This window comes from Clostridium sp. LY3-2 (assembly GCF_024705715.1).
Classification (GTDB): Bacteria; Bacillota; Clostridia; order Clostridiales; family Clostridiaceae; genus Clostridium.
This window is the reverse complement of record NZ_JAMDLQ010000018.1, coordinates 36,331-60,536: the sequence shown is the minus strand read 5'-3', so window position 1 is coordinate 60,536 and position 24,206 is coordinate 36,331. Positions and strand designations below refer to the sequence as shown.

Annotated in this window: 34 protein-coding genes; 19 read left to right on the top strand and 15 right to left on the bottom strand. The window is 27.2% G+C overall.

Going from position 1 to position 24,206, the window contains the following annotated elements; translation table 11 throughout:
- Window positions 1–282 precede the first annotated feature (282 nt).
- A complete protein-coding gene (gene mscL, locus M4I33_RS06930; protein WP_257916130.1) occupies window positions 283–765 on the top strand; it encodes a large conductance mechanosensitive channel protein MscL in 483 nt (160 codons plus the stop codon).
- 159 nt (window positions 766–924) lie between these two features.
- Window positions 925–2,097 carry an MFS transporter gene (locus M4I33_RS06925; RefSeq protein WP_257916129.1) on the top strand — a complete coding sequence of 391 codons (1,173 nt, stop codon included), beginning with the start codon at window positions 925–927 and terminating at the stop codon, window positions 2,095–2,097.
- Window positions 2,098–2,160: 63 nt separating this feature from the next.
- Here the strand turns inward: M4I33_RS06925 and M4I33_RS06920 are convergent, their stop codons facing one another.
- The gene (locus M4I33_RS06920; RefSeq protein ID WP_194191418.1) at window positions 2,161–2,667 is read right to left on the bottom strand and encodes a ferritin; all 507 of its coding nucleotides are present in this window, start codon (window positions 2,665–2,667) and stop codon (window positions 2,161–2,163) included.
- 160 nt (window positions 2,668–2,827) lie between these two features.
- Between M4I33_RS06920 and M4I33_RS06915 the strand changes: the two genes are divergently transcribed.
- The 4 genes from M4I33_RS06915 to M4I33_RS06900 all read left to right on the top strand — a co-directional run bounded on the left by M4I33_RS06915 (window position 2,828) and on the right by M4I33_RS06900 (window position 5,694).
- A complete protein-coding gene (locus tag M4I33_RS06915; protein WP_257916128.1) occupies window positions 2,828–3,724 on the top strand; it encodes an N-acetylmuramoyl-L-alanine amidase in 897 nt (298 codons plus the stop codon).
- 78 nt (window positions 3,725–3,802) lie between these two features.
- Window positions 3,803–4,225, top strand: a complete 423-nt coding sequence (locus M4I33_RS06910; protein ID WP_257916127.1) for a nucleotidyltransferase domain-containing protein — start codon at window positions 3,803–3,805, stop codon at window positions 4,223–4,225.
- Window positions 4,209–4,661: a hypothetical protein gene (locus M4I33_RS06905; RefSeq protein ID WP_257916126.1), complete on the top strand. Its 453-nt coding sequence runs from the start codon at window positions 4,209–4,211 to the stop codon at window positions 4,659–4,661. Before M4I33_RS06910 ends, M4I33_RS06905 begins: the two co-directional genes overlap by 17 nt.
- A 43-nt stretch (window positions 4,662–4,704) precedes the next feature.
- Complete coding sequence (locus tag M4I33_RS06900) at window positions 4,705–5,694, top strand: DUF4003 domain-containing protein (RefSeq protein WP_257916125.1); 990 nt, start codon at window positions 4,705–4,707, stop codon at window positions 5,692–5,694.
- 85 nt (window positions 5,695–5,779) lie between these two features.
- On the opposite strand, the gene M4I33_RS06895 is transcribed toward M4I33_RS06900, so the two are convergent.
- The gene (locus M4I33_RS06895) at window positions 5,780–6,736 is read right to left on the bottom strand and encodes an N-acetylmuramoyl-L-alanine amidase (RefSeq protein ID WP_257916124.1); all 957 of its coding nucleotides are present in this window, start codon (window positions 6,734–6,736) and stop codon (window positions 5,780–5,782) included.
- Between the two features lie 285 nt (window positions 6,737–7,021).
- Between M4I33_RS06895 and M4I33_RS06890 the strand changes: the two genes are divergently transcribed.
- The 3 genes from M4I33_RS06890 (at window position 7,022) to M4I33_RS06880 (ending at window position 9,291) form a co-directional block, all read left to right on the top strand.
- Entirely contained in the window at window positions 7,022–7,726 is a 705-nt protein-coding gene (locus M4I33_RS06890; protein ID WP_257916123.1) for a hypothetical protein, read from the top strand.
- Window positions 7,727–7,845: 119 nt separating this feature from the next.
- Window positions 7,846–8,817 (top strand): Gfo/Idh/MocA family protein, encoded by a 972-nt coding sequence (locus M4I33_RS06885; RefSeq protein ID WP_257916121.1) that lies wholly within the window; start codon window positions 7,846–7,848, stop codon window positions 8,815–8,817.
- An 18-nt stretch (window positions 8,818–8,835) separates the two neighbouring features.
- On the top strand, window positions 8,836–9,291 hold the full coding sequence (locus tag M4I33_RS06880) for a DUF1284 domain-containing protein (protein ID WP_257916120.1): 456 nt from the start codon (window positions 8,836–8,838) through the stop codon (window positions 9,289–9,291).
- Window positions 9,292–9,331: 40 nt separating this feature from the next.
- On the opposite strand, the gene M4I33_RS16930 is transcribed toward M4I33_RS06880, so the two are convergent.
- Window positions 9,332–9,910: a lysostaphin resistance A-like protein gene (locus tag M4I33_RS16930; protein ID WP_374707701.1), complete on the bottom strand. Its 579-nt coding sequence runs from the start codon at window positions 9,908–9,910 to the stop codon at window positions 9,332–9,334.
- Between the two features lie 201 nt (window positions 9,911–10,111).
- On the opposite strand from M4I33_RS16930, the gene M4I33_RS06875 reads away from it, so the two are divergent.
- Window positions 10,112–10,471: a hypothetical protein gene (locus tag M4I33_RS06875; RefSeq protein WP_257916119.1), complete on the top strand. Its 360-nt coding sequence runs from the start codon at window positions 10,112–10,114 to the stop codon at window positions 10,469–10,471.
- Window positions 10,472–10,532: 61 nt separating this feature from the next.
- On the opposite strand, the gene M4I33_RS06870 is transcribed toward M4I33_RS06875, so the two are convergent.
- A complete protein-coding gene (locus M4I33_RS06870) occupies window positions 10,533–10,772 on the bottom strand; it encodes a hypothetical protein (protein ID WP_257916118.1) in 240 nt (79 codons plus the stop codon).
- A 128-nt stretch (window positions 10,773–10,900) separates the two neighbouring features.
- Between M4I33_RS06870 and M4I33_RS06865 the strand changes: the two genes are divergently transcribed.
- Window positions 10,901–11,638: a LytTR family DNA-binding domain-containing protein gene (locus tag M4I33_RS06865; protein WP_257916117.1), complete on the top strand. Its 738-nt coding sequence runs from the start codon at window positions 10,901–10,903 to the stop codon at window positions 11,636–11,638.
- Here the strand turns inward: M4I33_RS06865 and M4I33_RS06860 are convergent.
- Window positions 11,618–12,493 (bottom strand): phytase, encoded by an 876-nt coding sequence (locus M4I33_RS06860; protein ID WP_257916116.1) that lies wholly within the window; start codon window positions 12,491–12,493, stop codon window positions 11,618–11,620. The genes M4I33_RS06865 and M4I33_RS06860 overlap by 21 nt on opposite strands.
- Before the next feature lie 105 nt (window positions 12,494–12,598).
- On the bottom strand, window positions 12,599–13,246 hold the full coding sequence (locus tag M4I33_RS06855) for a TVP38/TMEM64 family protein (protein ID WP_257916115.1): 648 nt from the start codon (window positions 13,244–13,246) through the stop codon (window positions 12,599–12,601).
- A gap of 124 nt (window positions 13,247–13,370) precedes the next feature.
- On the opposite strand from M4I33_RS06855, the gene M4I33_RS06850 reads away from it, so the two are divergent.
- Entirely contained in the window at window positions 13,371–13,574 is a 204-nt protein-coding gene (locus tag M4I33_RS06850; RefSeq protein ID WP_257916114.1) for a hypothetical protein, read from the top strand.
- A gap of 14 nt (window positions 13,575–13,588) precedes the next feature.
- On the opposite strand, the gene M4I33_RS06845 is transcribed toward M4I33_RS06850, so the two are convergent.
- The 3 genes from M4I33_RS06845 to M4I33_RS06835 all read right to left on the bottom strand — a co-directional run bounded on the left by M4I33_RS06845 (window position 13,589) and on the right by M4I33_RS06835 (window position 14,567).
- Window positions 13,589–13,822 carry a hypothetical protein gene (locus tag M4I33_RS06845; protein WP_257916113.1) on the bottom strand — a complete coding sequence of 78 codons (234 nt, stop codon included), beginning with the start codon at window positions 13,820–13,822 and terminating at the stop codon, window positions 13,589–13,591.
- A 130-nt stretch (window positions 13,823–13,952) separates the two neighbouring features.
- A complete protein-coding gene (locus M4I33_RS06840; protein ID WP_257916112.1) occupies window positions 13,953–14,213 on the bottom strand; it encodes a hypothetical protein in 261 nt (86 codons plus the stop codon).
- 186 nt (window positions 14,214–14,399) lie between these two features.
- The gene (locus M4I33_RS06835) at window positions 14,400–14,567 is read right to left on the bottom strand and encodes a hypothetical protein (RefSeq protein ID WP_257916111.1); all 168 of its coding nucleotides are present in this window, start codon (window positions 14,565–14,567) and stop codon (window positions 14,400–14,402) included.
- A gap of 224 nt (window positions 14,568–14,791) precedes the next feature.
- On the opposite strand from M4I33_RS06835, the gene M4I33_RS06830 reads away from it, so the two are divergent.
- The gene (locus M4I33_RS06830) at window positions 14,792–15,262 is read left to right on the top strand and encodes a DUF4854 domain-containing protein (protein ID WP_257916110.1); all 471 of its coding nucleotides are present in this window, start codon (window positions 14,792–14,794) and stop codon (window positions 15,260–15,262) included.
- Between the two features lie 60 nt (window positions 15,263–15,322).
- Here the strand turns inward: M4I33_RS06830 and M4I33_RS06825 are convergent, their stop codons facing one another.
- The 3 genes from M4I33_RS06825 to M4I33_RS06815 all read right to left on the bottom strand — a co-directional run bounded on the left by M4I33_RS06825 (window position 15,323) and on the right by M4I33_RS06815 (window position 17,201).
- Entirely contained in the window at window positions 15,323–15,616 is a 294-nt protein-coding gene (locus tag M4I33_RS06825; RefSeq protein WP_257916109.1) for a hypothetical protein, read from the bottom strand.
- A 151-nt stretch (window positions 15,617–15,767) separates the two neighbouring features.
- Window positions 15,768–16,184 (bottom strand): hypothetical protein, encoded by a 417-nt coding sequence (locus M4I33_RS06820; RefSeq protein ID WP_257916108.1) that lies wholly within the window; start codon window positions 16,182–16,184, stop codon window positions 15,768–15,770.
- Window positions 16,185–16,289: 105 nt separating this feature from the next.
- The gene (locus M4I33_RS06815; protein ID WP_257916107.1) at window positions 16,290–17,201 is read right to left on the bottom strand and encodes a DMT family transporter; all 912 of its coding nucleotides are present in this window, start codon (window positions 17,199–17,201) and stop codon (window positions 16,290–16,292) included.
- A gap of 226 nt (window positions 17,202–17,427) precedes the next feature.
- On the opposite strand from M4I33_RS06815, the gene asrA reads away from it, so the two are divergent.
- From asrA to asrC, 3 genes are read left to right on the top strand one after another with little or no spacing between them, the layout of a single operon-like run.
- A complete protein-coding gene (gene asrA, locus M4I33_RS06810; protein WP_257916106.1) occupies window positions 17,428–18,459 on the top strand; it encodes an anaerobic sulfite reductase subunit AsrA in 1,032 nt (343 codons plus the stop codon).
- Entirely contained in the window at window positions 18,459–19,253 is a 795-nt protein-coding gene (gene asrB / locus M4I33_RS06805) for an anaerobic sulfite reductase subunit AsrB (protein ID WP_257916105.1), read from the top strand. Before asrA ends, asrB begins: the two co-directional genes overlap by 1 nt.
- Before the next feature lie 13 nt (window positions 19,254–19,266).
- Window positions 19,267–20,313, top strand: coding sequence for a sulfite reductase subunit C (gene asrC / locus M4I33_RS06800; protein ID WP_257916104.1), 1,047 nt, complete (start codon window positions 19,267–19,269; stop codon window positions 20,311–20,313).
- Window positions 20,314–20,358: 45 nt separating this feature from the next.
- Here the strand turns inward: asrC and M4I33_RS06795 are convergent, their stop codons facing one another.
- A complete protein-coding gene (locus tag M4I33_RS06795) occupies window positions 20,359–20,736 on the bottom strand; it encodes a hypothetical protein (RefSeq protein WP_257916103.1) in 378 nt (125 codons plus the stop codon).
- A gap of 241 nt (window positions 20,737–20,977) precedes the next feature.
- On the opposite strand from M4I33_RS06795, the gene M4I33_RS06790 reads away from it, so the two are divergent.
- Both M4I33_RS06790 and M4I33_RS06785 read left to right on the top strand, forming a co-directional pair.
- Window positions 20,978–21,706, top strand: coding sequence for a MerR family transcriptional regulator (locus M4I33_RS06790; RefSeq protein WP_257916102.1), 729 nt, complete (start codon window positions 20,978–20,980; stop codon window positions 21,704–21,706).
- Window positions 21,707–21,758: 52 nt separating this feature from the next.
- Window positions 21,759–22,148, top strand: a complete 390-nt coding sequence (locus M4I33_RS06785; RefSeq protein ID WP_257916101.1) for a PTS sugar transporter subunit IIB — start codon at window positions 21,759–21,761, stop codon at window positions 22,146–22,148.
- A 69-nt stretch (window positions 22,149–22,217) separates the two neighbouring features.
- Here the strand turns inward: M4I33_RS06785 and M4I33_RS06780 are convergent, their stop codons facing one another.
- Window positions 22,218–22,664: a hypothetical protein gene (locus tag M4I33_RS06780; RefSeq protein WP_257916100.1), complete on the bottom strand. Its 447-nt coding sequence runs from the start codon at window positions 22,662–22,664 to the stop codon at window positions 22,218–22,220.
- Between the two features lie 19 nt (window positions 22,665–22,683).
- Window positions 22,684–22,830 (bottom strand): hypothetical protein, encoded by a 147-nt coding sequence (locus tag M4I33_RS06775; RefSeq protein ID WP_257916099.1) that lies wholly within the window; start codon window positions 22,828–22,830, stop codon window positions 22,684–22,686.
- A gap of 498 nt (window positions 22,831–23,328) precedes the next feature.
- Here M4I33_RS06775 and licT point away from each other — a divergent pair, with 498 nt between their 5' ends.
- Window positions 23,329–24,156 carry a BglG family transcription antiterminator LicT gene (gene licT / locus M4I33_RS06770; protein WP_257916098.1) on the top strand — a complete coding sequence of 276 codons (828 nt, stop codon included), beginning with the start codon at window positions 23,329–23,331 and terminating at the stop codon, window positions 24,154–24,156.
- Window positions 24,157–24,206 lie beyond the last annotated feature (50 nt).

Genomic DNA, 24,206 nt, shown 5'->3' with positions numbered 1-24,206 from the left:
GTATTTATTTTAGAAAAAGTGCACAAATTGCACTTCGCATAATTTTTTTATTAATTAAAGAAAATTTTAGCTATTTTACTAAAGAAAAGGGTGAAACCGAATTCATTCAGTAAAAGGATAAGTAATTTATAAATTATGAACAGTTAAGAGAATATTGTTTACAAATGTTTAATTGATTTAGGTATTTTTATTTGTTACAATTTTTTTACTGTTTTATTAAATTTATAAATTTGATATTTAAAATTTATACAATTAACAAAAGAACAAAAGGAGAGTTAAGGTATGTGGAAAGATTTTAAAGAATTTGCCATGAAGGGTAATGTTGTTGATATGGCAATAGGGGTTGTTGTCGGGGGTGCTTTTGGAAAGATTGTAACTTCATTAGTTAATGACATAATTATGCCACTAGTTGGATTATTAGTAGGGAAGATAGATTTTTCAAACCTATATATAAACTTAAGTGGAAAGGAATATCCTTCACTTCAAGCAGCAAAGGCAGCAGGCGCTGCAACTATAAACTACGGAATGTTTTTAAATAATTTAATAAACTTCTTAATTATAGCTTTTTCAATATTCTTTGTAATTAGACAACTTGGTAAAATTAGATCACTTACTTCTAAGAATGAAGAAGAAGTTGTAGAAGAAACTGAAAAAGAATGTCCATTCTGCTTTAGTAAGATTAATATAGAGGCAACTAGATGCCCTCATTGTACATCTATCTTAAAAGAATCAGCGGAATTAAAAGAAGAATTAGAAGAAAAATAATCTTTTAGATAGCTTATATTTAATGCAAATATAAGCTATCTTTTTTTTATCCTTTTAAGATTAAATAAAAAAGTTAATAAAAGGTAAATTTAAATTTTAAAGAGATTTGGGCTAATTTTTTTGTTGTAAAATAATAGAGATAACAAGGGGGCGAAAAAATTGAATATATGTTTTAAGGGGATAGACATAAAAAATAGGAATTTTCTATTGCTTTGTTTTATAGGATTATTTCAAGGTCTTATATTTTTTGTGCCTATTCAAACACTATTTCTAAATTCAAGGGGAGTATCATTAGATAATATATATAATTTAGAATCTATTCTTTTAATATCAATTATGGTTTTTGAAATTCCTTGGGGATGGGTAGCAGATAAAACTAGTTACAAAACTACTTTAATAATAGGTTATGGAATTTCAGCTTTAGGATTTTTAATTATGTATATATCGTATGGGTTTGAAGCCTTTGCAATAATGATGCTTATACGGGGGATTGCAATTTCCGGAAGGTCTGGGGTTGATACAGCACTTTTATACCATTCTATAGGTGAAAATGATGGAGAAAAGGCTTATGGGATTTGGCAAAGCTTTTATATAGTCGGGATAATGTTATCCTCTATAGCATCTGGTTTTATAAGTAAGTTTAGTATTGACCTTACTGTTTTAATAACTTTTTTTAGTTATTTTGTGGCATTTATATTATGTTTCTTTTTAAAAGATGTAAAAAGGGATGCATACTCTAATAAAAAATCGAGTTTAAAAACAGCATTTAAAGATGTAATAAATTTAAAAGAGATGATAATTTTTGTGCTTGCTATAACCTTATTTATTGAGGTATGCACAAATATAGTAGTTTATTTAAATCAACTTCAATATTTAAAGTCAGGGATAGCTGTAGAGTATTTTGGAATAATAAGTGCAGCGGCTCAAGTTTTAGGTTTCTTTTCTTATAAAGTAAACGTCTTAACTAGAAAGTTTGGGAAAAGAAGAGTTATTTTAGCTTTTATTTTTTTATTAGGCTTGTCTTTAAGTATTTTAATAAGTACAAGCAACTGGCTTTTATCTATAGTATTTATTATAGTTGTAGAAACTATAAGTTATATGATTTATCCAATAATCACTGATATAGAAAATAAATGGATGAAAAAAGATACTAAAAACAGAGCGACTATCCTATCAATTTACTCTGTTCTTGGAAGCATTACTTCAGTTATAGTAAATTTTATTATAAGTAGGTTTTCAAATAATAATCTAACAACGTCTTTAATAGTTTGTTTAATAATAACAGGATTTAGTTTTATTTTAATCTTTAATAATAAGATTTTAAAAAAATAAAGATAGCTTAAAGCAATTTTTAAAATTGCTTTAAGCTATCTTTTTTAAGATTATATAGAAAAATTAGATAACAGGTTGAACGAAAGTACGTGCTGCTAATTCATTATCTAATAATAGTATAGCGTGTGGATCTCCGTTTATGAATTTTAACTTATCAACTATTCCAGTGAAAGTTTCTTCTTCTTCTGTTTGTTCGTCTACAAACCATTTTAAATAACTTTGAGTTGAGAAATCTCTAGCGTCTATAGCTTCACCCATAAGTTCGTAAATCCATCCAGTTACAGTTCTTTCGTGAGCTAAAGCAGCTTCAAAAACTTCAAGAACTGAATCGAAAGTTTGGTTTGGTTTTGAGATAGCTTCTAATTCTACCTTTCCTCCAAGACGATTTAAATAATCTATGAAAAGGTGAGCGTGAGCTAATTCTTCTTGAACTTGAACGTGGAAGAAGTTTTGGAATCCAGCTAAGTTATGAGATGCAAAATAAAGCTCCATAGCTTGGTATATGTAAGCTGATTCTAACTCTCTATTTAATTGTGTGTTAATCATAGTTGCCATTTTTTCATTTAACATAATGATTCCTCCTTTTTCTATTTATTATAACATAATTTTACTATATTACATTTTTATAAAAGTTACTTTTAATTTAATTATGTGAATTTTAAATCTAATAAATATAAATACATATTTATTAATTGTAATAGATAAAAATAAAGAATGTATAGGGGGATTTATGGTTTTAAAAAAAGGAAGCAAGGGAGAAAATGTATTATTTTTGCAATATGGACTACATATTTTAGGATTTTCACCTAAAGGACTAGATTCTATATTTGGAGAAAACACTAAAAAGGGAGTAGAGAAGTTTCAAAAATCTTTTAAGCTAACAGTAGACGGGATAGCAGGAGATAAAACTTTAAACAAGTTAAAAATAGAAATTAAATCTATTCAAGAGATGATACTTAAAAATGGGATAAATATAGGCAAGGTAGACGGAATCGCTGGAGCTAAAACTTTTAAGGGTGTAAAACTCTTTCAAAAGATAAAAGGCTTAAAAGAAGATGGAGTAGTAAAGGATAAAACTAAAGAACTTTTATATTTAAAAGAAAGCTCTAATAATTTTAAAATAGTAATAGACCCAGGTCACGGAGGGAAGGACCCTGGAGCTATATCAAATGGACTTAAAGAAAAGGATATTAACCTTAAGATAAGTAAGGCTTTAAAAGAAGAGTTATTAAGAGAGGGGTTTACTGTAAAACTAACTAGAGAAGACGATAGGTTTTTAAGCTTAAAGGAAAGATCCGATATAGGAAATAGCTTTAAGGGGGATTTATTTATTTCAATTCACTGTAATTCTTCTTTAAATGCGGATGCAAGCGGGACAGAAGTATTTATCTATAACCTTAAAAATAGGGAAACTAAAGATTTAGGAGAAAGGATAGCTTTAGAAATATCTAAAAGCTTAAACTTAAAAAATCGAGGAGTTAAAGAAGGAAACTTTGCAGTTTTAAGGTGCACTAAGATGAAAGCAATCCTAATAGAAACAGCTTTTTTAAGTAACAGAGAGGATTCTAAAAAGTTAAAAGAAAACTTTAGGCTTTTCTCTGTAGCAATTAAATCTAAAATAAATTAAAGAATAGAAAAACGCCTATGTGTTATAATTAAGAATAATAAAGAAACAATGTTAAATCTATTTAAGGTGGGATATATTTTGAAATGTTTAAAAGATTTAAAGCTTAAAGAATTAAATAATGTTATCTCTATGGCTGTGTTTGGAAGTTACGGAACTGATTTTTTTAAAGATGGCATAAGTGATATAGATATCCTCGTTCTTATAAAATGTAGAGATGATGTTATGGATGAATTTGACGTTGAAGAAGAACTAATTCCAATTTTAAAGGATTATTTCGAGTATGATGATATTCATCTTACATTTATAACTATGAAAGATTACGATACTATCTTTGCAAATCAATATATAGATAGTACGGATAAACTTATATTAGACCATTATAAAGAAATAGATTTTAGAATATACATTAATAAATATAATAGAGAAAATGAATGGCTAGATAATAAAATAAATAAAGACCTTAAATTAATGGAGGAAAATAGAGATGGCAGCTTATTATAAATATAAAAAAGAAAGCTTAAATTTAAAGTTTAATTCTGCAAAAGACACCTTAAAGCTTATGCAAGGGGCTATAAAAGAATACAAAACTACAGATTCTATATTTTTAAAGAGAGCTATTATAGGATATTTTCAAGATTTTACAGAATATATAATCGATATGGCTGAAACATATTTAGTAATGACTGATAACTATGTAGACAGGCTTTCAGGACCTGATTTAATTAAGAAATCTTGCCTTTATGGGTTTATAGATGAGGATTTAAGTAAATTTTTAGTAGCAGCAGTAAAATTAAGAAATAGATATACTCACGATTATTATAAAAGAGAGAGAGTTGAAGACGATATTTTGAAATATTCTATTGATAAAATGGAATTATTGGAAATATTTTTGAGAATAACTGATGAAAAGATTAGATTAGAAGCAAAAACTGTTTAAAATATTGTATAATATTAGTAAAGGTATAAAAGAGGTGAGATATATGGTTTCTGAAAAAATTGATCTTCTCGTTTTTAATGATGAGGAGCTTAGAAAATCATGTGGTATATTTACTAATTCAAGTTTTAGAAAATGTGCCGCCCTATCTTTAACTTTAAGGGGAATAAGAGCAAATTCTAACAGAATAACTGAAGCTATAAAGATTATAAAAGAAAACACTATAGTTTTTTCTAATTTTAGAGGAAATAATCTTTTAAATGTTGCAGTAACAATATCACTTACTAATAATATGACTACAAGTTTTAGAGAAATTAATGCAATCTATGAAAGGTTAAAAAAGAACTTTTTTTCTAATGAGTATTTAGTTTTAGCAGCGCAAATAATATTTAACTCAAGGGATAATATTGATATCTATAAAGCTATAGATAAAACTAAATATGTATACGATTCTATGAAAAAGAATCACTGGTTTTTAACAGGACACGAAGATATTTCAGCTGCAGCTATGATTGCTGTAACTTCTGAGAATCTTGATAAAACTTTAGAAGAAATTGAAGCCCAATACAAAATACTTAAAGAAGATCATATTTTTGGAGGGAACAAGCTTCAAAATTTATCTCATATTTTAGTATTATTTAATGGGGATGTAGGTGAAAAGGCTAAAAAGGTATCAGCCTTTACAAACGAACTTTCTAGATATGGCATAAGGCTAAATAGTTACGCTTACCCTTTAATTGGGGTTTCAGCATTTATAACAGGAACTCCTAAAGAATTTGCAGAAGAAGTTAAAGATACTATAAAAATTATGAAAGAAAAATATGGGTTTGGGACATTTAGTATGTCATCAAATATTAGAAATATGTTTGCTATAGGAATAGTAGCATCAAAATATTCTACTTTAATAAGCGATGAAGAATCTTTAAAGATAATTAATACTACAAATAATATTACTTTAAATATTCAATTAGTAATCCAAATAGCAGCTGCTAGTGCAGCAGCAGGTGCAGCTGCCGCAGCCGCTGCGTCAAATTAAAATTAAAATCCTAGTAAATTTTATTATTTACTAGGATTTATTTTGCATACAAATATATTTACAGTTATGTTTACATAAAAGTAAACTACAATTTTAATAGTTTAGCCCAAGTATTTTTTCCAACTATTCCATCAGGGAAAAGACCTTTCATCTTTTGAAAATTTATAACTGCTGCCTTTGTAGAAGCGCCGTAAGAACCGTCTGCTCCGTACTTTCCACAAGAAATCCCAAACTCTATAAGTCTTTTTTGAATAAGGGTTGTTATATTGCCCTTAGCTCCACTATTTATAACTTTACAAGAAGCAAGTGTTTTAGGGCCTGCAATAGAATCAACTAAAAGCCCTGCGTTATATTGTTTATTTAATTCAGCTTGTAATAAACCAACCCATTTGTCTTTAGGTTTTTCTAAATTAGGTTTAGGTTTTTCAGGAGTAGGATTTGGTTTTATAACAGGGTTTGGTTTAGATGGAGTAGGATTTGGCTTTTGGGTTTGGTTTGAGTTTGAAGAAATACTTTTATTTAAGATAGCTTCAGCAATTGCCTTACCTATAGCATCAAAACCTATAGAACGGTACAATTCCACGTCTTTAGTAGCTTCAACAAAGCAAGTTTCAATTATCATAGACCTCATAGAAGTTGCTCGAAGTTCATAAAGCCCAGGCCTTTCAATTACGCCACGCTTCTTAAAACCAAGGTTAGTTATATTATTTAAAACTCTTTCTGCTATAGTTATATCAGAGTTTTTAGAATAAACTAAAACTTCAGTGCCGATTGCACCGTCATATTTATCGTATGCCTTATTAAAATGACAACTAACAAAAAGCTCTGCACCAAAAGCTGCTGCCTTTTTTACTCCGTAAACTAAATCGCTAGAAACTGTATTATAACTATCTGGAGGAGTAACGTCTAAAACATCCTCACCTGCAAATTTTAAATATTTAATTATTGAGTCTTTTACTTTTCTATCTTCAGTTGTTTCATCGATTATACCTCTAGCCCCTGGAACACTAAAATTATGCCCTCCTCTGACTGCAATTTTCATAAAATTCACCTCGAATAATTTATCTTAATATATCTATATTCAAAAAGTTAAAATAGTTTATTTTAAGAATGTGAATTATGAGTTCTAGGATAAAATTTATTTCTAAAATCCTTATAGGAATAAAATATTTTGAAAAATAAATAATTTTATTGATAAATAGATAAATATAGAATTACTTTATTAATAATGTTACAATATAATCAAGAAAAAACAAAATACTTTATAAATATAGAAAAAATTGTATTTTGCTTTACATAATACCTTTTATTTGATGGGAGTTAGAACATGAAAAGTAACAATGATAGTTTAAAGAAAAGAGGATTTTATGAAGATGGCATAGTAGGAAAACCTTTAGATAAACTAGAGGAATTATTAAATTCAGATTCTGCAAGTGATAGAACTATGGCCGTACGAGGGCTTATAGAACTTGAAAAATACAATGATTTAGAAGTTGTACATAACCTACTAGAAATGCTTTTAAAAGAAAAAGCACTATACACAAGATTAGAAATCTGCGAATTTTTAAGACTTAGTGGAATAAAAGGGGCCAAGCTTATGGTAAATTACTTAGGCGAAATAGGTAATAACCAATACAAGTCTGTTCCTAAAACTGTATCAAGAAAGAAAACGTATCCCCTGCCTCGTGATTTAATAAGTAGAACCTTTGGACACATGGATAAAGAAGTTATGATAGTTTTACTAGATGTATTGCGGAATGGGAATAGAAAGGCAATTGCAGAAGTTATAGATGCAATAGGATTTTTAGTTTACCACAATAGGATTTTATCTACAGAAGAAAACGTTAAAGAAATAATTTTAGCCCTAAAAAAATATTCTAATGACGATCTTTTGAAGTGGAAATTAATAATTTGTCTTTCTGCATTTAATAAGTTAGAAGGAAAGAATGAATTAGAGAGAATTGTATCTAAAAGTAGTGGAGTTATAAGGATGGAAGCTAAGAGATCTTTAGAGTTTTATAGAATTAGATAAAGAAAAATGGTGTTTTAAATATATTTTAAAACATCATTTTTTTTCTTTATCTATAAGTAATTAATTTAAATTAGAATTAGTGGTATACTTAAAATAAAAATAAATAATGAGGTGAGGCTATGAAAAATTTAAAATGGGGAATTTTAGGACCAGGTACAATAGCAAAAGACTTTGCAAAAGCTTTAAATAAGGTTAATGGAAACGTTTATGCGGTAGGTTCTAGAAATTTAGAAAAAGCAAATAATTTTAAAGATGAGTTTGGGGTTACTAAAGCTTTTGGAAACTACGATGAGCTTTTAGATGATAAGGATTTAGATGTAATTTACGTATCAACTCCACATTCAAACCATTATGAGTACATAAAAAAAGCATTACTTAAAGGAAAGCACGTATTATGCGAAAAAGCTATTACTGTTAATAGTAATGAGCTTAAAGAAGTAAAAGATATAGCAAAAGAAAAAGGATTAGTTTTAGAAGAAGCTATGACTATCTATCATATGCCAATTTATAAAGAACTTAAAGAGAAATTAGCAAAAGGAGAACTTGGTGAGCTTAAGATGATAAACGTAACATTTGGAAGCTGCAAAGAAGATGACCCGAGTAACAGATTCTTTAATAAGGATTTAGCAGGGGGTGCTCTTTTAGATATAGGAACTTACGCATTATCTTTTGTTAGAAGCTTTTTAAGTAAGAACCCTTGCGAGATTTTAACAACAGTTAAAAAATATCAAACTGGAGTAGACGAACAGTCAGGAATCATTTTAAAAAATAAAAATGATGAGATGGCTGTAGTAACATTGACTATGAGAGCTAAAATGCCAAAAAGAGGTATAGTTGCTTGTACTAATGGGTTTATAACTGTAGATGATTTTCCAAGAGCTAATAAAGCGATAATAACTTACTTAGACGGGAGAGTAGAAGAAGTAATTGCAGGAGATTCTAATAAGGCTTTAGAATATGAAATAGCATATATGAATGATGCTATTTTAAATAATAAAAGAGAAAACACATTAGAGTTATCTACTGATGTTATGGATATAATGGATTCACTACGTGAGTCATTTGGAATTAAATATCCTTTCGAAAGATAGGAAAGAGGGTAGGAAAGTATGGTCATATCAATAAAACCACATCATTTTCTAGATATAATAAAACTTTACGGTTCAGGAATAGAGATATTTAAACCTGATGAAGAGTTTTATCATGACTTTTATAAGGTTGCAAATTTAATTGTTAATGATAAAAATTTAAAGTTAAAGCTTACAATTCAAGAGGATGATATCTGTAGGCCTTGTAAATTTATTGGTATAAATGGAATTTGTAAAGATAGGATAAGTCCTATAAATGGAATAGTATCAAAAGATGAGTGGAACAAAGTTTTAGATAAAAGATTAATAGATTTTTACGAACTTGACTTAAATTACATCTATACTTCAAAGGAGTTAGCAGCAATATTTAATGATAAAATGGATAAGATTCTAGAAGTATGGAAAGAAGAAGATGCAGAAAAGCTAAAAAAAAGACATATTCTTTGTATAAAAGGAATTGAAAAGTATATTAAATAACAATAAAAACTTCATCTGGTTTGATGAAGTTTTTATTAGTTTAAGAGAGAATATTGTTTAGGAAGTGGGATATAGTCGAAGGAATAATAGAATTTGTATTGTTAGTTATAAAGGTATAATAAATATGTTTTAATGAAAGTCTTAAAGAGCCTATTAGAAAAGATATAAGACTTATATTTGTAAAACCAATAATTAAGAATTTACTAGAATGAATTAAAGAAAACATTAATGAGCCTAAAATAAGGGCAAAAACTTTATTTTTAAATATTCCAAACAATCTACTTTGAATAAAGCCCCTAAAAATTATTTCTTCAATTAAAGCTATAGTTACTAATTGTATTATTGAATTAATGCTAAATAATGTATTAAAAGATATTTTTTGATCTGAAAAGATTATATCGATAATTAGGAGTGGTACAAAGTAAAGTACACCTTTAAATATCAATTTATAAATATTATTTAAATAGATTCCGATGTCTTTAAAGCTTTGACCTCTATATCTTATAAATATAATAATTGGAATAAGCTGAAATAAATTTAAACTTATATTTGCTATAAGTTTAAGATAAGTATTATTAAAGTAATGGATGTTATTAGTTATTATTTTAAAATATAACATACTTAAGATAAATATATAGAAATAATAAGTAAAAACAAAAATTAAATCTAATTTTTTATAAGTTTTTGAATAAATACTATTTAACATATAAAACTCCTTAAAATACAAATACATTGTATATTGTACTATATATGTTATAAAATGGAAATAAGTATATATAATAAGGTTATGAGATAGTTATTTTGATTAAGGGGGAAACTTATGCTTAAAAAAAGATATATTTATTCACTGATTATTTTTTTTATAATTGTTATATTGGGAGTTTTATTTTATAACTATAAAAGTAATAAGATTGAGATTGAAAATACTACAGGAGAAACAATTAATAATATTAAAATAGTATCAGATGATGTTAAAAGCGATATTTCTATTGAAAAGTACTCTAAACAAAAGATAAGTTTACCTAAAGATAATAATAAAACTACTATTATATGTTTTTATGATAAAAACCAGTCTTCAGAATCATTTGAAATTATAAATAAAGAATTAGATATTAAACATTCTAAGGTGGTTATAAAATCTGTAGATGAAAAAGGGAAAGCTTATATTGAATTAAAATAGGGATGAGTTTAGATGAGGGTGGTTTAAGATACCACCCTTTAATATTAATAAAAATACTTAATTAATTTAGATAAAAAATATATACAGTTAAAATTATTATAAATAAAGCTAAAACGGTATTAAATAAAGTTTGGTATTTAATTTTATTTTTATATGCTAAAAATAAAAGAAATATAAATAAAAGAGTTACAGGGATTATATAAATCGAGTTATAAACTATTGTAACTACTCTTAAATAAGAAAGTATCAAAAGAAATTTTGTTATTCTGTTTGAATTTGTTATAAAACTCTTAAAATCCATTGTAGCCTCCTAAAGATTTATTAAATATAGTATTCCAATTAATTGAATAAAATATAAACATAAATTATTCAAAAATATTGTAAAAAAGTATTAAAAAGGATATCATAAAAATTATAGGGGGTGGAGAGTTGAACATATTAGTTTTAGAGGGGAAAAAGTTAGTTCGGGAAAAATTAGTCAAAACAATAGAGAAAAACTTTTGGGATTATAGAGTTTACTCTACAAAAAATGTAAGAGAAGCTAGAGAAATCATTAAAAAGAAAAGGATTTCATTATTTTTCTTAGATATAGATTTGCAAGATAGATTAGGTATAGAGTTTGCAAAAGATATAATAAGAGATGAAAAATATGCTTTAACTAAGGTTATACTAGTTACAGAAGAAGAAAAATACATATTAGATAATTTAAAAACTAGATATAATCATGATTTTTTAAATAAAAATTTTGAAGAAGATAAGATAATAAATATAATTAATCTTTTTAAAAACGGAAGCTTAAGTTCGACTAAAGAAGGAAAAAGCATCATTTTTAATATATCAAATACCATAAAAACAAAGATATTTTTAGAAGACATAATTTTTATCCAGTATATAGATAGGAACTGCATCTTAAGGACTAAAAATGGAAAGGTTTTAGCTAAGGGTTATGGGTTACAAAAGTTATTAGAAATCATAGACGATGAAAATATTATAAGGTGCCACAAAGCTTTTGCACTTAATAAAAATTATATTGAAGATATTAAAAAGATAGATAAAAAATCTTTTGAGGTTAACTTTTTTTCTTGTGAAGATATAATTCCGATAGGATATAAATACAAGGATTTAGTTTTAGAAAAGACAGAGGATTTAAAAATAGCAAACGCTTAGTTTGCTATTTTTAAGTTTAAAGCTTTTATAAAACTCAGTAAAGAAATCTAAACGCCTACCAGTTTTAAAGTCTACAGTATCAGCTTTAGGCAAATTTGCAATAAAGATTTGTCTATCGATTATATCGTTTAGGCTAACAAAATCACAGTTTTTCATAATATCGTACATAATCATAAAGGTTGTAGTTCTAGTTGCGCCAGCTTTACAGTGGAAGTGAAGCCAAGCGTTTTCAGGAAGTGAATTAACGAAATTTACAAACCTAGAAACCATTTCAGGAGAAGGTAAGTTACCGTCTGTTACTGGGATCCTAAAATAATCTACAAGCCTTTTTTTGCAAAGAGTCTCTTCATTTTCTACTGAAATTGGAATTATTTCTTTTATAGAAGATGATGAACTGCTTAAAGATAAGGGTTCATTTAGTTTTATAGAAGATAGTAATTCATTTTCTTTATTTGTGATTTCTTTTAATGAAAGACCAGCGTTTGCATTCTTTAATGAGTTTTTAAAACTAACTGCAAGGCCGTTTATAAATCCATGTGATTCTTCTCTTAAGTCTACATCTATTATCTTATAAGTTTTTCCTATAGCGTTTAAGACTAAATCTAAAGATTGCTCCGTAAACTGTGCGCTACCAGAAATTTTTAAATCATCAAAGTTAGTTAAGTTTAGATTTGAATTAATTTTAGATATCTCAGAATCTGCACATTTTCTAAAATTTTTAGGAAGGTCTATAGAGTATTGAGTATCTAAAACTAAAGTAACATCAGAATCATAAGAAAAAGCAGGAAAAGGAGAAAATAAAGAAAAGATCAAACTTAAAAAAGTTATAATTAAAAGCTTTGGATATTTTTTCATAAGTAACACCTCTAAAAATCGTAATCTTATTATTAGGATTTCTGATAAGGAATAACTTTATTCAAAAAGAAAAGAAACTCAGAAAATAGAGTTTCTTTAAAATAACTATTTATAATATCTTTTTTTTAGAAGAATTGTTAAAGAGATAAGGGCTAAAAATATTGAAATCCCAAGAAATATAGATTTTGAAGTGCCAGTTAAAAGTTTTCCTATATAAGCATAGGCTAAAGTTCCTGGAATCTGACCAATTACTGTCCCTAAAATAAAGCTTTTAAGGTCTATTGAACTTAAACCTGCTAAATAACTAGTTAAGTTATAGGGTATAAAAGGTAAAAGCCTTGAAATCAAAATTGACATAAAACCTTCAGTTTTTAAGAAGTCATCTAGCTTTTTCATAGCTCCTTTAGTAGTATATTTTAAAACGAAATCACGCCCTAAATATTTAGCTAAGATAAAACAAACTATAGACCCTAAAGTGTAGCCTATCATAGTTATAATAACAGAGCCTATAAATCCGTATAAGGCAGAAAGTGCAAAGACTACTAAAAACCCAGGTATAAAAGTAGTAATGCAAGTTAAAATGCAAATAAGGATAGCTATTATTGGGCCAAAGATGCCAAAAGATAATACAAAATCTTTTATATTATTAACTGTTAAAACTTCCATTATATTAATATTGTTTTGATAAATATAAAATCCAAAAAGAATTAAAAAAATTATTATTATTCCAAGTATTAAAGTTTTCTTTTTCATTTGTGTCTCCTAAAAATTTTTTAGCTTATTTTATAATAAGCCTTATAAGCGTAGTTGTATAGGGATAAATAAAGAGATTTGTGATATAATCTAAAAATACGATTATTTTTTATTTGGAGGACATATGATAACTAAAAAGAAGTTAAAAGAAGAGATACTTACATTTGATGTAATAAATTTTACTGATGAAAATGGAGAGCATATTGAATATGTTGAAGTAATTTTAGCAGATAGAATTATAGATGTTTATATGGATACTAGGGAAGTAAACATTGGAATTTTAGCAAATAAAATATTAGAAGACGGTTTATATAAAGAAGAAGAGTAGCTTTAAAGCTACTCTTATTTTTTACTAATTTTAAATAAAGAAAATGATGTTATGCAAGATATTAAAACCATAAAAAGAATGACTATATTATAGTTTATAGTTACATTTTGAATCCAAGATTCTGAATTCATAAGGGGTGTATATATATTGAAAAGACTAAACTCATAAGGTGTAAATGGTACTAAAATAGTAATTAATGAAACTATTAGAAAAAATACTAAAGTCCCTTTAATAAAATCTTTTGACATATAAAAACCTCCTATCATATCCTTATATTTATATTATAGTATATATTTAACATAAAATATATACTATTGTGTATACGTTTTCTAAAAAGTTTAAAATAGATAGAAAATATTCTAATCTATTTAGTATTAATTAATGGTTCATAACAATATTACCATTTGGATAAGCTGTACCTGAATCTACTGTTCCATCTCCTCCGTTTTTTAGCATATCATAGCTAGTAATTTTGAACTGATAAGAGCCGTCTTCAGCTTCTCCAAAGAAATCTATAACAAAGCCGTTAGATAAATCTTCAGGGTTAAATTTACCTTCTTTGCAGTAGTAAAGGCTACTTTCAGAAGCCTTCCTATAAGAAAAATTCTTACCAGGGTTTATTACGTTAACTGGAGTCACAGTCATATCTTTTGAGGTTTCAGTTTTAATTATTTTTTTTGCAAGTTCAGCCTTATTTAAAGGTTGTTCACTTTCATTTTTTGTAGTAGTATCGCTTTTTTGATTTTTTGAATTGCTGTTTTCAGAGTAGACTGTTTTCTTTTTAGTATTTTTTACAACATCTTCTTTTTTCTTTTCTTCTTCTTTTTAAGTAGAATTGTTATCTTTTTTATTTTGAGAATTAGTGCCTTGATTTTCTGTTGTCTTAAGTTCATTATTTGATTCTACATTTTTATCTTCTTTGCAACCAATAAATAAAAAGCTACTTAAAAGCACTGAAGAAATTAAAAGTATAGAAAGAAATTTTCGTTTCATTGCCTGTGCCCCTTTCAAAACAAGATTCTTTACATAATATTATAAATTAACAATATGTAGTAAATATTAGTTAATATTAAATAATATGTTAAATACGTGAAAGATTATATTTAATAATTAACATCTTTAGTTGGGATTAACGTAGATAGTGTGATAGAATCATATTTGTAAACGAATAATTAAAATAAAATCTATTATTTAAAATAAAAGGAGAAATTTAATTTATGAAAAAGAAACTAATTTCATTTGTTTTAATAGGAATAACAATTTTTACTTTAGCTGGATGTAATAGCAACCCTAAAACTGATGCATCTAATGATACAGCTGTTTCAGATCAAAAAGATAAAGATTCTGGTATTGTAGATGGAAAATTTAAATCAGTTGAAGCTATGATGAATAATAAAGAATTTAGAAAAAAGGTAGAAGAAGGATTACCAGAAGATACTACGATAACTGCAAAAGGAAATACTTTAACTTATACCTTCAAACAAAAAGAGGGAGTAAAGGTTACAGATGAGATTAAGAAATCTATGGAAGATAATTTAATAGAAAAAGAACCTGAATTAAAAGAAGGGCTACAAAGTACTATAGAGCTAATTAATACTGATAAAATGAAAGTAGTTTACCAGTATGTAAATGCTGACGGAAGTGAAATATATACTCACAAAATTGATATTATAAAAGATGATAAATAAAAAATAACCTCTATAAATTTTGTAGAGGTTATTTTTTATTTATATTTTAGTCTGGACATATTAAACACTTTTTAAAGTAAGTTTTTCTTTGATTGATGAGTAAAACAAAAACACAAAGAAACCAAAGAAAGCTAAGCTTTTGCCGATATAAGAAAGTGAAATACTACTTTCCATATTGTAAAAACTGTATAAAAGCATAATGCTATATATAATAGCTATTGAAAATGTAACCTTTGATTCTAACCTTGAAATCTTAGGTAAAGTTCTAAGTTCATATTTATCCCATAAATAATTATAAATACTTATTCCTCCAAAAATAATAACTATACAAAATAAAATAAAATCTAAAGTCATAATTTTTACACCTCCTAAAAGATTTTAAAACGCTCCTTGTAAACGTTTAATCTTTATGGTCTAATTATATATTAAAAAGTTATAAAAAACACAAATATTAACTAAAATACATAAAGTTTTTAAAAAATAGACTCATTATTTTATTTTTAATTTAAATTATAAGAAAAGTAAATATCAAGCCAAATATACTTAAAATTAATAGTAAAAGGTCTAAAAAGTTTCCGTCAGATTCTTTAAATTTACTAAAGTAATGTGTACATAGCTTGTAAAACATATATAGTATTCCTATATAAAGAACTAATGTTAGTATCGGTATTATTCTTGATACAAAATATAAAAGTGATAGAGAAATTGAAAAATCAAATATTACATTATTATTAGATTGAGTAGTTAAATATTCATCAATAAAAAATAATGAAGTTAATGAAACCAGTAATAAAACATATTTAAAGGTGTCATTTAGTACATAGTTTTTATAAAAGAAAGGAATATATTTAAAGCTATATAAAATCAGGATTGAAAAAAGTGAAAACTTAAATACGTTTTCTAGCTTAAGTGAGTTTTTCATAAATACCCCTCCAATCTTTATACTTTAATTATACACCTTCAGTAAGTATATATTTCAAAGGGGAGAAGGAATTAACAAAAGGTTAATTCAAAAAGCCGACTACTTTTAAGTAGTGGCTTTTTCTTCTATTATCTCTTCTATAGTTTCAGAGGATGATTTATCTGTAGCTAGTATAACTGTAGAAATTATTATTAAAATTGTTCCAAGTACAAGTGAAAAGCTTAAAGGCTCTTTAAATAAGATAACTCCCATTATAATGCTTATTATAGGTTCAAAAGTTCCTAAGATAGAAGCTGATGATGCACCTATTAAAGCTATACCTTTAAGTAAGAATATTATTGATAAAATCGTTGAAACTACAGAAATAAGAATATAAGAAATCCCCATTTCAAAATTAACTCTATAAATAATCTCTTTTGTAAAAAGTCCATATATAATCATTCCAACCGTTGCACCGAATGATAAATACATCGTTATTATTTCGTTTGGTAAATCTTTAATCGACTCCATTGCAAGCATTATTACGTTAGTTCCGTATGAAAGTCCAGAAAAGATAGCAAGGAATAATCCTATAGTACTCATCGTATGATTTTCAAATGCAACTAAAGAATAAACTCCAAGCCCTGCAAAAATAAGTGAAAATAGTTTAGATCTACTCATTTTATTTTTAAAGAATAAATATTCTAAAATGCAAACAAATGCTGGATAAATAAAATGAAGCGTAGTAGATAGCCCAACTCCTAAATAATTATATGAAACAAAAAGTGTTTGAGTCGTAAGGGTGTAACCTATTAAGCCTGTGATAAATAAAATTGTAAATTTTTTCACAGGAATTTTCACGGTTAATCCTTTAAATAATGAATAAACTAATAAAATTATTGATGATATTCCAAATCTAAATATCAAAACTGTAGTAGGATTTGAACCATTTATATAAGCGAATTTTGCAAATATAGGCATAAGTCCAAAGGCTACAGAAGCCAGTATTGAATAGATAATACCTTTGTAACTTTTCAAATAAATTCCCCCTTTAATTTTAAAATCCATACTTACTCTAGTTTAAAAAATTACTTAAGTCAATAGATAAATTAATTTTACAAATCGTTAAAGAAATAACATATATAATTAAATACTTATTACAATTATTTAGTTTTAGTATTTTACCTTATGCGAAAAAAGGAGTAAAATAATGTAAACGTTAATGTTAATGTGTGACGTTTGTTTAGTTAAAGGAGGAGTTGTTATGGGATACAAGCTTAATATTGAAGAATTCAATAATTTCCTAGAAGAGTTAGGAAAAGAGTACAAAATTTATGCACCAAAAAGATTTGAAAAGGAAGGTAGATATTCAGATACCGATCTAATAAAATATGCAGAAGTTAAAGAATTTAACGACATAGTATATAAAGAAAAATCTGATTTCCCTGCAAAGGAAGTAATATCACCTGTAAATCAAACACTTTATTATTTTACAGAAGACGAATTTAGAGAGAGCAAACCAGCTCACAACAAAAAAATACTTATATTTTTAAGACCTTGTGATATAAATGCTCAAGAAAGACAAGATAAAATATATCTTGAAAATGGTGGATTCGAAGATAAATTCTATAAGAGAATGAGAGATAGAGTTAAGTTTGTATGTATGGAATGTGTAGACGGATTTGATACTTGCTTCTGCACAGCAATGAATACTAATAAAACTGAAAACTATAGTTTAGGAGTAAGATTTAACGAAGATTCAATTTCTTTTGAATTAAAAGATGAAGAATTTAAAGATTACTTTAAAGATAAAAAAGAAGAAGAATTTAAAATTGATTTTATAAAAGAAAATACTGCTAAAGTAAATATTCCAGAAATCAAAGACGAAGTTACTTTAGAGATGATTCACAAACATCCTATGTGGGAAGAGTACAACAAAAGATGTATAAGCTGTGGTAGCTGTACTGTTGCTTGTAGTACTTGTACTTGCTTTACTACTAGAGATATAGCTTATAGCGAAAACGGAAAAGTTGGTGAAAGAAGAAGAGTTGAGGCTTCATGCCAAATCGCAGGATTTGATACTATGGCTGGAGGACACTCTTTTAGAAATACAGCTGGCGATAGAATGAGATACAAAGTTCTTCATAAAGTTCACGATTATAAGCAAAAATTTGGAGTTAATATGTGTGTTGGATGTGGTAGATGTACAGACAGATGTCCTGAAAATATATCAATGACAGCAACTATTAATAAACTTTCAAAAGCAATCGAAGAAATTTCTGGAGGTAAAAAGTAATGGTAGATAATGTTTTAACACCAAGCCCATATAAAATAATAAAAGTGACTAAAGAAAGTGACAGCGAGTATACATACAGAGTTGCTACTGACATAGTACCAGAGCACGGTCAATTTTTACAACTTTCAATACCAAAGGTAGGGGAAGCTCCTATTTCTGTAAGTGCCTTTGGAGAAGGATACTTAGACTTTACTATTCGTCCAGTAGGTAAAGTTACAGATTGCATATTTAACTTAGAAGCTGGAGATACAATGTTTTTAAGAGGACCATACGGAAAAGGATGGCCTATTGATAAATTCAAAGGTAAAAATATCGTAATAGTAGCTGGGGGAACAGGGGTTGCACCAGTAAGAAGTTTAATTAATGAATTATATAAAAATGATGGTATGGCTGAAAGCGTAAATCTTATCTTAGGATTTAAAAGCGAAGGCGGAATATTATTTAAAGATGAATTAGAAAAGTGGAAAGAAAAGTTTAACACAATCTATACTCTAGATAATGGAGTAAAAGAAGGTTTTGAGCAAGGGATGGTAACTAAGCATTTAGATAAATTACCATTAAATAAATTCTCTGATAACTATGAGGTTATAATAGTTGGACCTCCTGTAATGATGCACTTTACAGCTTTAGATTTCTTAAACTTAAATGTACCAGAAGAAAAGATTTGGGTTTCATTTGAAAGAAAAATGTCTTGCGGAGTTGGTAAATGCGGGCACTGCAGAATTAATGAAACTTATGTATGTACTGAAGGACCAGTATTTAATTACACTAAGGCAAAAACATTATTAGATTAGGAGGGTAATTACTATGAATCATGATATAAATATCAAAAAAGTTAGAATAAATTGTTTCCGTCAATCAAAAGTACCTGGAGAATTCATGCTGCAAATGCGTGTTCCAGGAGGATTAGTACAAGCTAAATACTTAAAAAATGTTCAAGAAATAGCAGAAACATTTGGTAATGGAACTTTCCATATAGGGATGAGACAAACTTTCAACGTTCCAGGAATTAAGTATGAAAACATTGAAAAAGTTAATGAATATATAAAAAATTACATCGAAGAAGTACAAGTAGAAGAATGTAATTGTGACATGGAAGTAGATAATAGCGGTTACCCAACAATTGGTGCTAGAAATATTATGGCTTGTATCGGTAATACGCACTGCATAAAGGCAAATGCTAATACTAAAGATATGGCAAACAAGATAGAAAAGCTAGTTTTCCCATCAAACTACCATATCAAAGTATCAGTTGCAGGTTGTCCAAACGACTGTGCTAAAGGTCATTTCCAAGACTTTGGTGTTATAGGTGAAGCTAGAATGGAATATCATCCAGAGAGATGTATAAGCTGTGGAGCTTGCGTTAAAGCTTGCGAGCATCATTCAACTAGAGTTTTAAGCTTAAATGATAGAGGAACAATAGATAAAGATGCATGTTGCTGCGTAGGGTGTGGAGAGTGTGTTTTAGCATGTCCTACAGGTGCATGGACTAGAAGACCTGAAAAGTTCTACAGAGTTGTAATCGGAGGAAGAACAGGTAAGCAAAACCCTAGAATGGGTAAAACTTTCTTAAACTTTGCAACAGAAGAAGTAGTTCTTGGAATGTTTGCTAACTGGCAAAAATTCTCAGCTTGGGCTTTAGATTATAAACCAGAATATCTACACGGTGGTCACTTAATAGATAGAGCAGGTTACCATAAGTTTAAAGAAATAATACTAGATGGAGTTAATTTAAACCCTGAGTGTCAAGTTGCAGAAAATGTTTATTGGGCTGAAACAGAATATAGATCAAATATCAACGTTAAACCAATAAGTATGCACAAAACAATAGATTCAAATAGAAAAGTAAGATAAAAATAAAAAGGTGTCTAAAGCGAAATAATTTCGTTTTAGGCACCTTTAATGTTTATAAAAAATCATCAAAAAGAAATTAATCAAACAAGTTGCAAGCCCTATAAAGTGTAGCCAAAAGAAACTAACTGACACTTCCATAGAAATAGTAGTTGTACTTTTTGAAATCCAAATAATAAGAAACACAAATAACATTGCCCCGTAAAGATGATTAGATTCATCTTTTCTAATAATTTCTATTTTTAAGAAAAATATATTTAAAATAGTTATAAATAACCCTAAAAAACTCAATACAATAATATCTTCAGAAATCACTTCCATTGCATGATCATCTGTAAAAATTATATTTAAATAAAGTTGGAAAAACATGAATATAGCTACGATTGATTTTGCTATCATACCTTGAATTTTTTCGTTCGCGTTCAAAAGTTTTTGCCACCTCACTTCAAAAAATAGATAGAAATATTATATCAATAAAAATGTCGAATTTAAGAGAATTTATACATAATTTATAACAAGTTTATACAATGTACATAAAATTTATAAGATTAAGAAATTAATCCAAATTAATCCATAGTAACCTTTATTATTAGAAAATAAATATTTAATTTTTTATTGACTATAACGTAACGTAATAGTTTAGACTAAAGATAAAGGAGGGGAAAACATGCTAACTATAAAAGAAGTGAGTAAGCTTTGTGGCGTTACTACTCGGACTTTGCATTATTATGATGAGATTGGAATTTTTAAACCTAGCTTAATAAACGAATCAGGATATAGATTATACAGTGAAGATAGTTTAATTAAATTACAAGAAATTTTATTTTTTAAAGAATTAGATTTTAGCTTAAAAGAAATAAAGAATATAGTAGAGAATCCAAGCTATGATAGAAAATATGCATTAAATATGCAAAAAGAAATCCTAATTAAAAAGAAAAATAGAATCGAAGATTTAATAAAGCTTATAGATAACAATATTAATAATGACGTTATTTTAGGGCTAGAAAAATTTAAAGAGGAGGAAATAAATCTTATGAAAGATAATTATAAAAAAGAAGTAAAAGAGAGATGGGGAAACACTTTAGAATATAAAGAGTTTAAGGAAAAAGGATACAGTAATAACGATAATGAAAGATTTAAAGAAGAGATAGACGGGATTTTTAGAAGGTTTAAAGACGCAGTGAAATTTGGTGAAGACTCAAAGGAAGCACAAGATTTAGTTAAGGTTTGGCATGATTATATAAATAATAATTTTTATACTTGCAGTAAGGAGGTTTTATCAAATTTAGGAGATATGTATGTTTATGATGAAAGGTTTAAAAATAACATAGATAAGGACTATGAAGGGCTTTCAGAATTTATAAATAAAGCTATAAAGGTCTATTGCAGTAAATAATCCCTTAAAGTGGTATAATTTATTTATACAAATAAGGGATGGTGGTATAGATATGGTAGTTTATATTTGTTGTGCTGGCGGTGCAACTTCAGGATTATTTTGTAACAAGATCAAAAAGGAATACGAGACATTAGGAAAGTCAGTTTACGTAGATGATATCTACACTATAAGCCGTGCATTTAAAAAAGAAGAGCTTAAAGAGTACGATGTTATTTTAGCTTACGGACCTGCTGAGAAGGTTACAAATAGTTTTATAAGAGATTATAATATAGATAAGTTTATTGATCTTATTTTAGTATCTCCTCAAGTTAGATACAGAGTAAAAGATATAAACAAAGTTTTAGAAGGTAAAAATATACCTTGCGAGCCTATAGATATGAGAGTTTTTGGTACTATGAATGGAAAATTAGGCTTAGAAATAATTGAAAATATTTTAAATTAGAAAAAAGCTACAATCTTATATAAAGATTGTAGCTTTTTTCTATATAACTTGGTTTTTTAGAATTAAATACTAGTTTTCTATTTTGTTACCTCTTTTAGTAAGGTTTCTAATCCATTTATCAGCTATAGCTTGTTCGTGTTTTTTGAAATGCTCATATTTTTTATATTCTTTAAGAGCATGTTTTAATTTTTTATCTAAAGTTTTTTCGTCCATATCGTAAGTAGTATTTAATTCAGAATAAACTTTCTTTAAAGCTTTCATAGCTTGGATTTTGTCTTTTTCACCTTTTAAATTATCAGAAAGTTCTTTTAAAAATGCTTTCTTTTCTGTTAATTTAGGGTCAGTTCCAGTTTCAGCTACAGCAATAAGGGCATCTAATCTTTCTTTTGTATGTTCTAAAGTTATATCTCTAAATCCATCATCTATTCCATATTGTTTTAAGAATTTGTTGAAGTCTTCTAAATTATCTTCTCCACCAAATAATTTTTCTATATCTATTTCTTCATATACTTCCATTTCTATTACCTCCAATTAATTAGTGATGTGCAATTACACCTTCAACTTTTTCTTTTGCTTTGATTTTTGATTCCATTTTTTCTTCTTCTCTTCTCATTTCAGCAACTTTTTCTTTGCCAGTTTTTCTTGCGTCTTGATTAAATTTTCTGTCTCCATGGTTACTCATATAAATCACCTCGTTAAGTATTAATTTACCTAGATAATACCACTAATGAATTATAATAAAAAATAGAAAAATTTCCATTTATAGCTATAAAAATTCAATTACATTCACTACAGCTTAAATAATTAAAATAATAAAGAAATGCTACCGTTTAAGAGGTTATAATCCGTTTTATTATATGTTATTATTAAGTTAACGCTTTGGTAATTTTTAGGTTAATAGAATGTTTTTAGTTTAGACTTAAAAATGAAATTTAAAAGATTAATTAGAAATAATATTTAAAGTTTATTCTTTTAAAGATTATTTTTAAAAATAGTTGACAAGCTGTGAAGGAAGTAATAAAATATAATCAATAAAACGATTACAACAAAATACCGAGATCGTTACTTTAAGTTAGGCGAAACCTTAATTAATGAGAAGAGATTATATTTTAATCCTTTTGATTAATTGAGGTTTTTTGTTTAAAATTCGAGTAACTATATATTTTAATGAGGTGGTGTAATGAGGATAAAAAAGAGCTTTAACAATAACGTGGTTTTAGTAACTGATAGTGAAGGCAATGAAAAAGTTGTTATGGGAAAAGGGTTATCTTTTAAAAAATCTGTTGGTGATGTTATTGATGAAAAGCTTGTTGAAAAGGAATTTATCTTCAAGGGAGGGGATGTTTCAGAGAGGTTTAAGTTATTATTAGATGATGTTTCTGAGGAGTTAATTTCTTTAAGCTATGATATTGTTGAATATATTAAAAGCAGCATAAATCTTAAGCTTAATGATTATATCTATATTACTTTAACGGATCACATAAATAATGCGATTAAGCTCTATAAAGAAGGAATGGAAATTAATAACCCTTTAAAATGGGAGATTAAGAAATTATATCCTAAGGAATTTAAGGCAGGTATTAAAGCTATTGAATACATCGAAGATGAATTAGGTATAGATTTATCAGAAGATGAAGCTTGTAATATTGCAATGCATATAATAAATGCAGAGGTAAATGGCTTTGGAGATAGTTTAGAAGACGTTTCTAATATGAGCAAAAAGATAGGGGACATACTAAATATAGTAAAGTATACTTATGGTATAAACCTAGATGAGGGCTCTATATCTTATGAAAGATTCATAACTCACTTAAAATTCTTTTTCAAGAGATTAGAAAAAAAGGGTAATGAAAATAGTGATAGCGAAGAATTTCTTTTATCACAAGTTAAAGAAAAGTATCAAGATGCTTATAAGTGTATGTTAAAGATACAAAAGTATTTAGATACAGATTTAAATAGCGAAGAGATGCTTTATTTAACGCTTCACATTCAAAGGATTACAAAATAAAATATCAGGATTGTTACTTTAAGTAGGCGAGACCAAATTTTGAATATTTC